8 protein-coding genes are annotated in these 9811 nt (G+C 39.7%); 1 reads left to right on the top strand and 7 read right to left on the bottom strand.

The window, feature by feature from the left end; genetic code table 11:
* Positions 1–309: 309 nt before the first annotated feature.
* Positions 310–1071 carry a tRNA pseudouridine(38-40) synthase TruA gene (truA, locus tag D9O48_RS18615; RefSeq protein WP_126974511.1) on the bottom strand — a complete coding sequence of 254 codons (762 nt, stop codon included), beginning with the start codon at positions 1069–1071 and terminating at the stop codon, positions 310–312.
* Positions 1072–1093: 22 nt separating this feature from the next.
* Positions 1094–2392 (bottom strand): DUF4476 domain-containing protein, encoded by a 1299-nt coding sequence (locus tag D9O48_RS18610; protein WP_126974510.1) that lies wholly within the window; start codon positions 2390–2392, stop codon positions 1094–1096.
* A 123-nt stretch (positions 2393–2515) separates the two neighbouring features.
* Here D9O48_RS18610 and D9O48_RS18605 point away from each other — a divergent pair, with 123 nt between their 5' ends.
* The gene (locus D9O48_RS18605; protein WP_126974509.1) at positions 2516–4993 is read left to right on the top strand and encodes a M1 family metallopeptidase; all 2478 of its coding nucleotides are present in this window, start codon (positions 2516–2518) and stop codon (positions 4991–4993) included.
* A gap of 172 nt (positions 4994–5165) precedes the next feature.
* Here the strand turns inward: D9O48_RS18605 and D9O48_RS18600 are convergent, their stop codons facing one another.
* The 5 genes from D9O48_RS18600 to gap all read right to left on the bottom strand — a co-directional run bounded on the left by D9O48_RS18600 (position 5166) and on the right by gap (position 9565).
* Positions 5166–5948, bottom strand: a complete 783-nt coding sequence (locus tag D9O48_RS18600; protein ID WP_126974508.1) for a TPM domain-containing protein — start codon at positions 5946–5948, stop codon at positions 5166–5168.
* A gap of 9 nt (positions 5949–5957) precedes the next feature.
* The gene (locus D9O48_RS18595; RefSeq protein ID WP_126974507.1) at positions 5958–6419 is read right to left on the bottom strand and encodes a TPM domain-containing protein; all 462 of its coding nucleotides are present in this window, start codon (positions 6417–6419) and stop codon (positions 5958–5960) included.
* A gap of 10 nt (positions 6420–6429) precedes the next feature.
* Complete coding sequence (locus D9O48_RS18590) at positions 6430–7008, bottom strand: LemA family protein (RefSeq protein ID WP_126974506.1); 579 nt, start codon at positions 7006–7008, stop codon at positions 6430–6432.
* A 273-nt stretch (positions 7009–7281) separates the two neighbouring features.
* Positions 7282–8475, bottom strand: coding sequence for a phosphoglycerate kinase (locus D9O48_RS18585; protein WP_126974505.1), 1194 nt, complete (start codon positions 8473–8475; stop codon positions 7282–7284).
* 76 nt (positions 8476–8551) lie between these two features.
* Positions 8552–9565, bottom strand: coding sequence for a type I glyceraldehyde-3-phosphate dehydrogenase (gap, locus tag D9O48_RS18580; protein ID WP_126974504.1), 1014 nt, complete (start codon positions 9563–9565; stop codon positions 8552–8554).
* Positions 9566–9811: the final 246 nt, after the last annotated feature.

Raw genomic sequence — 9811 nt, 5'->3', positions numbered from 1 at the left:
TCACTACCAATACCTTAAGAACTATCCCACTTTTTTCAAAAGCGGAGCGCAAAGATATACAAACTTTTCAATTCAGCAAACTTTTTTTAAAATTATTTTTTTGAATCAAAATTCTTTTAAAACATTGCCTATCAGCCTGTTATCAATGAACTCTCGTTTGTTAAACGGAGTGCAAAAGTATACTGTTGTGCGTTTCACTCCAAATTTATTTTGATATTTACTTCAATTTCCTTATATTTTGGCAAGGAGTGAAAGCTCCAATGCAGCCACTCTATTGTATTTCAGAAGATTTGTTAATTATCCTTAACATTATTGATTCTCCATCTGTTTTTCAAAATATCCCAACGGATAACTCACTTCTGCCAATTTCAAGCCCTTTCCGGGTACCGAAAAATCTGCTTTTGAACAGTCCATTGCAGCGAATACCTGTTTAAATGCTTCCAGATCAAACTTTCCCCTGGCCATTTTCAGCTGTGTTCCTACCAATCCCCTCACCATTCCGCGCAAAAACCTGTTTCCTTTTACTCTATATATAATACCCCCCGGAATTTCTTCCCAATAGCTATATTCTATAGCACAGTTGTTCGTAAATGTTTGGGTATTACGCTTAGAGAAACTGGTAAAGTCTGTTTGAGTAATGATATATGCAGCCGCTTCTTTTAAGCGATCCATATCAATCTTAAAAGGATAAAAATAAGCGCGGTCTTCTACGAAAGGATCTTTTTCCCAATGCACCTGGTACTCATATGACCTGGCGATTGCATCAAAACGACAGTGGGCAGCTGAAGATACCGGAATGATAGCCAGCACAGCTATATCCTTTGGCAGCATTGCGTTCAGCGCATAAGCTATTTTATCATGAGGAATGGTTTCGCAATCAAAATGAAAGTAATTCTGTAAGGCATGTACGCCTGCATCGGTACGGGATGAGCCTGTCAATACGATCTTTTTCCTCAAAACCGTCTCCAATACCTTCTCTATCTCTCCCTGAACAGTTTTTGCGTTCTCCTGAATCTGAAACCCCGCATATGCCGTTCCTAAATAAGAACATTTCAAAAAATACCGCTGCATACTTACTCTATTTTATGCAAATTTATTGCATACGCGTCATTTGTCTGAATTTTGTACGATTCAGCTCTGCGTTCAAGAATTCTATTAGCTCTTTAAAAGTGGTGGTTTCCTCTACATAAGGATAAGCCAGTTCAAAGAACCTGTATTTATCATCATCGGAAGGATACAATTCGCTGAGCGCCTTTACCTGCTTCACTGTGAAACATTTTGCTTTGAGGTATTTTTGCACCTGAGCAAAACGTTGCTCCTGGTTTAACGACAATAAGCGCACTCTGTATTTATCTATTTCAGCATCGGTAGCTACCTCTTTACAGTCTGAGTTGTACATGATAAACTGTTCCTTTACAGCTCCGGTTTCGGCAGGCTTAGCCACTGTGTTTACTTTTGCGGAACCGTTATCGATCACTTCGGGCAGCTCTGCCGGGGTTGTTTTCACTGTTACCGTAGTTTGGCTCACCGTATCTTTAACAGTTACGGGGTTTTCTACCGGTATAAATACATCTACCCGTTCTTCCATCTCTCCTTCCCGCACGGCAAAAGTCATTCTTCGTCCAGCTGCCGTAGTTGAATCGTCTTTTAATTGTACTGCAGTTTTTAAAATGGTACCTGTATCTTTTGTAGTTACCGGTAATATTGTCTGTTGAACACCTGTATCCACCTTCGGCTTTTCTTCAGCCACTGCAATCTGTTCTGCCACCAGTGTATCGGGGTGTACAACTTCTACTATCGCTAATTCACTTTCGCCTATAGCTGCCGTATCTTTTATTACTGCTGCCTCTGCGGTTTCAACGACTGTTGCAGAGGAAGGGGAAGGGCTTAATCTCGGATCAGTTTTTGCGATATCCCCAGGCTTTGCAGACGCAACAATTTTATTGGTGGTGTACAAAACAGCTGAATCAGCAACAAGGTCAGACATCATTTGTGCAAAACGATTATCTGTTTTCTTAGTACCATTCCACCACTTATCAGTTTCATACTGTGTTACTGGTATTATCTGTTCTTTGGTATTCCAGTTTTCCAGTATGGCAGATTCTTTTGACAATAAAAGGTTCCACCCCTGATTTTTTTCATCGAGGGAAAGTTGGAACGTAGGTATATACTTAGGTTGTTGATGCAGAATAACAGAGAACTGAAGTGCCCCTTCGGTTAATTGAGGAATAATTAAATTACCGGTATCATCAGATGCATAAATCTGATGATCTATTCGTAAATTAAACTGTTGATTATTAGCATTATGAATATACAAGTACCGTTTTGTTTGCCCCATCGTAACCAGCTGGCAAACCATCAAACACCACAAAACAAAGCATATTTTCTTCATATAAACAAAATTATCCCTGTGATACAAATCTAGTTAATTGAAATCGGATAGCCGCCTTTCATCCATATTTTCATATTTTTTAGATAGAATTTCTTATTTTTCGACTTACATCAATATTAAAGCATGAAAAAATTTTACGTCGCCTTATTAGCGTTAAGTTTTCTCGTAGATGCGCAAGCACAGCATAGTCCTGATCGAGAAGAAGCCTGGAAAGAGCTGTATAGAGAATCGGCTCCAATAGAAAATGCACTTGTACATACAAGACTGGAAGTTAGTTTCAATTATGACAGTTCACTTTTGTATGGTAAGGCACAAATTACGTTGAAACCTCACTTTTACGCTACTAACCACCTGACGTTAGATGCTAAAAGCATGTTGATTCACAAAGTATATTTAATCGGTACAAAAAACACACCATTAAAATACGAGTACAACGACGAACAGTTATCCATTCAACTGGATAAAACCTATAAAAAAGGGGAACAGTACAAAATCGGTATTGAATATACTGCTCAGCCAGACAAACGTATTGCCGAAGCAGGTTCAGCTATCCGTAGCGACAAAGGTTTGTATTTTATTAATCCGAAAGGAGAAGATAAAGAAAAGCCGGTGCAGATATGGACACAAGGTGAGCCGGAATCAAACTCAGTTTGGTTTCCGACAATTGATAAGCCTAACCAAAAAACCACTCAGGAAATTTACATGACGGTTCCTCAGAAGTATGTAACCCTGTCAAACGGTTTATTGCTTTCACAAAAAGCAAATGGCAACGGTACACGTACCGATTACTGGAAAATGGATAAACCACATGCGCCTTATCTGTTCTTCATGGGGGTAGGTGATTTTGCCATTGTAAAAGATAAGTACAAGAACATTGATGTTCATTATTATGTAGAAAAAGAATATGAGCCGGTAGCCAGAAAAATCTTCGGTCATACACCTGAAATGATCGGTTACTTCTCAAAATTATTAGGTGTTGAGTATCCATGGAGCAAATACCATCAGTTAGTAGCCCGCGACTACGTGAGTGGTGCGATGGAAAACACTACTGCTGTTATTCACGCAGACGCAGCGCATCAGGATGCAAGAAGCCTGAAAGATAAAAACACCTGGGAAGGAACGATTGTACACGAATTATTCCACCACTGGTTTGGTGATCTGATTACTACCGAAAGCTGGAGTAACCTTACAGTAAACGAATCGTTTGCTAACTACTCTCAATATCTTTGGGATGAGTATAAGTATGGAAAAGATGAAGCTGATTATAATAATGCCGAAGAAATGAACGGCTATTTATTTTCAGGTAGCGAAGAAAAAAATCTGGTTCGTTTTTACTATGAGCGTCCTTTAGATATGTTTGATGCAGTAAGTTATAACAAAGGCGGACGTATTCTGCACATGTTAAGAAACCATATTGGTGATGATGCATTCTTCACTTCATTGAATGTATTTTTGAAACGCCACGCCTACCAGGCAGTGGAAGCACACCAGCTGAGACTCGCATTTGAAGAAGTAACCGGAAAAGACCTGAACTGGTTCTTTAACCAATGGTATTTCGGAAACGGGCATCCGGTTCTTGATATTAAGACGGCTTATAATGCTGACACTAAAAAAGCCAGTGTTATTATCGAACAAAAGCAGGAATTTGCCGATCCGTTTAAATTACCGGTAGCAATCGACATTTATCATAACGATAAAAAAGTTCGTCATCAGGTATGGGTAAACAACAAAATAGATACATTCTATTTTGATGCTGCTACCAAACCAGGTTTAATCAATGTAGATGGAGATAAAGTTTTATTAACAGAGAAACACGAAAACAAAACCGGAGAAGAATACTTGCATCAGTTTAAGTATGCCGGATTGTATATGGATAGATTAGAAGCGTTGATCTGGGCATCTCAAAACGCTACTTCAGAAGTGGCTAAGAGCATTTTTACAGCTGCATTAAACGACAAGTTCTATCAGGTAAGAAGAGATGCACTTTCATTTATCCGTACTAATATAGAGTTCATTAATACAAACCTTACTGCAATCGAAAAAATCGCGAATACCGATCCGTCAGGTATTGCAAAAGGTGCTGCACTAGAAGTTCTGGCAGTTAAAAAAGATCAGAAGTATGCAGAGTTGTTTAAAAAGAACCTATACGACAGCAGTTATTATGTAGCAGGTGCTGCATTAAAAGGTTATCTGGCAGTTCAGCCGGCCGAAGCGATGAAAGCTGCTGAAGAAATTGCTAAGTCAAAAACCAGTGGTAAATTATCAGGGGCGATCATGGAAGCTTTTCTCAGATCTGAGAAACCTGAAAACTTTGCCATAGCGGTGAAGATGTTCAAAGATTTACCTTTAAGCCAGGAAAAGTTCAATTATGTTCAGCCGATTGTTTCTTCATTAATTGGTATTAACGATACGGAGCGATTCAAGCAGTTGTTTGACATTGTGGAGGCCTTTAAACAAGAGTTAAAGCCGCATAATGTGAACCAGTATGTAGATCAGCTTTATACGCAACTGGTGAATGAGAAGAGAAAAAATACAGATCCTTCTTTGAAAGCAGCATTAGAAGAGCAGATTAAATACGTTCAGCAGTTTATCGGGAAATAACTTAGCTTAATGAATAATTAATAGTTGAGAATTAAGAATTTGGAGATTATTTATAATAAAGAGAAGGGATTCTGTTTAAACAGAATCCCTTCTCTTTATTATGTGCATTATGTTTTATAATACATAGTGTCATCCACTCTTAATTCTTAATGATGAGTTATTAATTTAAGAATTACCATGAGCCGCTGGCTCCGCCGCCACCGGAAGAACCTCCTCCGAAACCGCCGAAACCACCGCCGCCGAAGCCGCCACCGCGACCACCGCCACCAAATCCACCAGGGAAAAAGATAGGCGGAGTATTACCACGATAACCTCTCCTGCTCATATAACCACCTCCTTTGTTACCACCACCACCGCTCATAAACACGACGAACAGTATCACCAGGATTACAACAAATCCGAACGGAAATCCTTTTTCAGATTTTCGTTTATTGTAACCAGCAGGTGCTTTATACTCACCTTTGGCTGCTGCGATAATAGAATGCGCCGCAGCTGTAAGTCCGGCAGCATAATCACCGCTTCTGAAATTAGGTTGAATATCAGTTCTGATAATCTGATTAGCCGTGATATCGGGTACAGCGCCCTCCAAACCATATCCAACTTCTAACCTTATCAGCCGGTCGTTAACAGCCACCAGTATCAACACACCGTTATGTGTTTTTTTATTTCCGATACCCCAGTGCCGGTACACTTTCAGGGTTGCTTCTTCGATAGGGTATCCGTTTAAGGAAGGGATGGTCAGGATTGCGATTTGTGTAGAAGTAGAGTCGTCGTAATCAACCAGCAGACGTTCGAGCTGCGTTTTTTCACCGGAGCTTAGTACACCGGCAAGATCATTTACCAGTTGGCCCGGGGGTTGTTTTTTCAGGATATCATCCAACTCTCTCACGCCGGTTTGGGCAAATGAGATTATTGACAATAATAAGCCTACTATAATTATACTAAATCGCTTCATGTAATTAGATTAGTTGCCGAAGATGATATCGTCGGGCAATTCATTTTTATCGTCTCTTCCAGTATTAGGAAAATGTTCTTTCAAAGCTCTTCCAACGTCTCTGATTACTTCGGCAATAGCGTCAACATAATGGTTTTCTGAGAAGTGGCGTTTCATATCGGCCACTTCTTTATTCCAGAAATCCTGTCCAACTTTCTGATGAATTCCATCATCAGCATAGATGGCGTATTGATGATCGGTTACTGCGATGTAAACCAGTACTGCATTTCTATTTTTCGTACAGTCCATCTTGAGGCCCCAGAAAACTTCTGCGGCACGGTCTAGCGGACGAACAAAACGGCAGTGGCGTTCGATATAAACACGAATTTCTCCACTGGTCATAGTTTCTGCATCCTGGATAGCATTTACAATCGTATCATTTTCCTGCTGGGTAAAAAATTCTTTTCTGCGTAGGAAAGGAAAAAATCCCATGATGATTATTTTAGAATGTAACGTTTGGAGCTACGTTTGCACCAGGATCTGCTTTGAACCCTTCTTTAGGTTGGAAGCCTAAGATACCTGCAAACAAATTAGCCGGGAAACGTCTTACTTTTACGTTGTACTGTTCAACAGCAGCGTTAAAGTCGTTACGTGCTACTTTAATTCTGTTTTCAGTTCCTTCCAGTTGTTTTTGCAAATCCATAAAGTTCTGGTTTGCTTTCAGGTCAGGATACTGTTCTACTGTCACTAACAAGCGGCTAAGAGATGATGATACCTGTGATTGCGCCTGTTGGAATTCAGCTAATTTTTCAGGCGTTAAATTATCTGCATTAATATTTACAGAAGTAGCTTTTGCCCGCGCTTCAATAACATCTGTTAAAGTTTTTTGCTCAAAGTTTGCATAACCTTTTACCGTATTTACGAGGTTAGGAATCAGGTCGCTTCTTCTTTGATATTCACTTTCAACGTTGTTCCAGGTTTTCTTTACATTTTCGTCAACACCAACCATGCCGTTGTACTGACATCCACCCCATAATAATAATACTGCAACGATTGCGATAATAACACCTACTGGTTTCATTGTAGTTTAATTTTATTTTTATTGATACATGTACTGATACAATTTATGTACCCATACACTATATCAGTCGTTCTGACACTTAAAAAGTTACATGTTGAGCAATTTATCTTTTAAGTGGCAGCAACTGATATGTTGTTGATTAAATATAATAAATCTTTAGTATAAACCCGAAACAGTTTACGGTTACCGGGTTTCCGCTGCCAACGGCTTTGGCTACTAATAAGAAAGCTGTTCAACTCTTCCGGGTTGAACAGCTTTCTTCATTGATTATGATTATTTTACCGCAGCGATGCCGGGTAATTCTTTTCCTTCAAAATATTCTAACAATGCACCACCACCGGTACTTACGTAAGATACTTTTTCAGCGAAACCGAATTTATTTACGGCTGCTACAGAGTCGCCTCCACCTACTAAAGAGAATGCACCTTTATCTGTTGCAGCAGCAACTGCTTCAGCAATCGCTTTTGTACCTGCCTGAAATGTTTCCATTTCGAAAACGCCCATCGGACCGTTCCATAAGATGGTTTTAGAACGTGCTATTACTTCGGTAAAAGCAGTGCGGGCTTCAGGGCCCACGTCTAATCCCATCCAACCGTCAGGAATCTGATCAGAAGGAGCAACCTGTGTTTTCGCATCATTTGCGAAGTTATCTGCAATTACAGAATCTGCGGGCAAATGAATATTTACTCCTTTTGCCTTTGCAGTTTCCAATAATTTTTTAGCTGTTTCCAGGCGATCGTCTTCGCAAAGTGATTTACCAATCTGACCGCCTTGTGCTTTCATAAAAGTATAAGCCATACCTCCGCCTATGATAATGTCGGTAGCACGTTCCAGTAAATTCTCGATAATGAGAATTTTGTCAGAAACCTTGGCTCCGCCGATAATGGCAGTGAAAGGTTTTTCTGATTGGTGTAATACTTTTTCAGCACTGTTTACTTCTGCTTCCATCAGCAAACCGAACATTTTCTGATCAGCGGCAAAATATTGAGCGATTACCGCAGTAGAAGCGTGAGCGCGATGTGCAGTTCCGAAAGCATCATTCACATATACATCACCTAACTCTGATAGTTTCTGAGCAAAGCCCGCATCACCTTTTTCTTCTTCTTTATAAAAACGAAGATTTTCTAATAGTAGTACTTCACCCGCTTTTAACATTCCGGCGGTTAGAAAAGCTTGTTCGCCGATACAGTCATTTGCAAACAAAACGGTTTGTCCGTCTAACAATTTTGACAAATGCGCTACCAGATGTTTCAGAGAGTATTTATCAGAAGGGCCGTCTTTCGGGCGGCCTAAATGGCTCATTAAGATTACGGAACCGCCGTCTTTCAAAATTTTTTGAATCGTAGTAACAGCGGCCTGTATTCTGGTATCGTCGGTGATTTCAAAATGTTCATTCAGCGGAACGTTGAAATCTACGCGCACTAATGCTTTTTTTCCGGCGAAGTTATATTGGTTAAATTTTGACATAACTGTAAGATTAAAAAAACCGTAGCGGTTCGATAAACAAAGTTTACCGGCACACTACGGTTTCAGCCTATAAAAATTATTTGCTAATTAAACCTGCAAAATATTTTACTGTACGTACTAACTGGCTAACATAGCTCATTTCGTTATCGTACCAGCTAACTACTCTTACTAACTGAGTATCTCCAACAGTTTGTACTCTTGTTTGAGTAGCATCAAATAAAGAGCCGAAGCTGATACCGATGATATCGCTTGATACGATTTCATCTTCAGTGTATCCGAAGCTTTCGTTAGCGGCAGCTTTCATAGCGCCATTTACTTCGTCGGCAGTTACTTTCTTACCTAAAACGGCAGTAACTTCCGTTAAAGAACCGGTTAAGGTAGGTACACGTTGTGCAGAACCGTCTAATTTTCCTTTTAATTCAGGTAATACCAAACCGATTGCTTTTGCAGCACCTGTACTGTTAGGAACGATATTTTGAGCAGCAGCTCTTGCACGGCGCAAGTCACCTTTCGGGTGCGGAGCATCTTGTGTATTCTGGTCGTTAGTATACGCGTGGATAGTAGTCATTAAACCATTTACGATACCAAATTTCTCGTGTAATACCTGTGCCATCGGAGCTAAACAGTTGGTAGTACAAGACGCACAAGAAATAATAGTTTCAGAACCATCTAAGGTATTATGGTTAACGTTGTAAACGATTGTTTTTAAGTCGCCTGTTGCAGGAGCAGAAATTACTACTCTTTTTGCACCGGCAGTAATGTGTGCTTCAGCTTTGTCTTTATCGGTAAAGAATCCGGTACACTCTAATACAACATCAACATTATGTTCTTTCCAGGGAATTTCAGCAGGGTTTCTTTGAGCGTAGATTTTGATTTCATCGCCATTCACAACGATTGAGTTTTCTGTAGCAGTTACATCTGCATCAAAACGCCCTTGAGCACTATCGTATTTAAGTAAGTGGGCTAAAACTTTAGGACTGGTAAGGTCATTGATTGCAACTACATCGATACCCTCCATTTTATAGATTTGACGATAAACCAAACGGCCGATTCTTCCGAAACCATTGATCGCCACTTTTACTGTACTCATTGTCAGATATATTTTTATTGTTTACAAATGCGCCGTGAAGTTACAATTTTGATTAGAAAATCTAAAAGTGATTTTTATTGTCTCTAAAAAGATTTAAATTTTTAACCATTCATTCATCTTCAGGCGGTTATAGATTTTTTTTGAAAAAAATCAACCAAAAATTTGGTAGAAATCAAATCATTTGTATTTTTGCGCTCCCAATACGAACAATGCCGCGTTCGTCTAAGGGCTAGGACACCACCCTTT

This window comes from Gynurincola endophyticus (assembly GCF_003991195.1).
Classification (GTDB): domain Bacteria; phylum Bacteroidota; class Bacteroidia; order Chitinophagales; family Chitinophagaceae; genus Gynurincola; species Gynurincola endophyticus.
The sequence above is the reverse complement of the archived record's forward strand: the minus strand, read 5'-3'. Positions and strand labels throughout refer to the sequence as shown.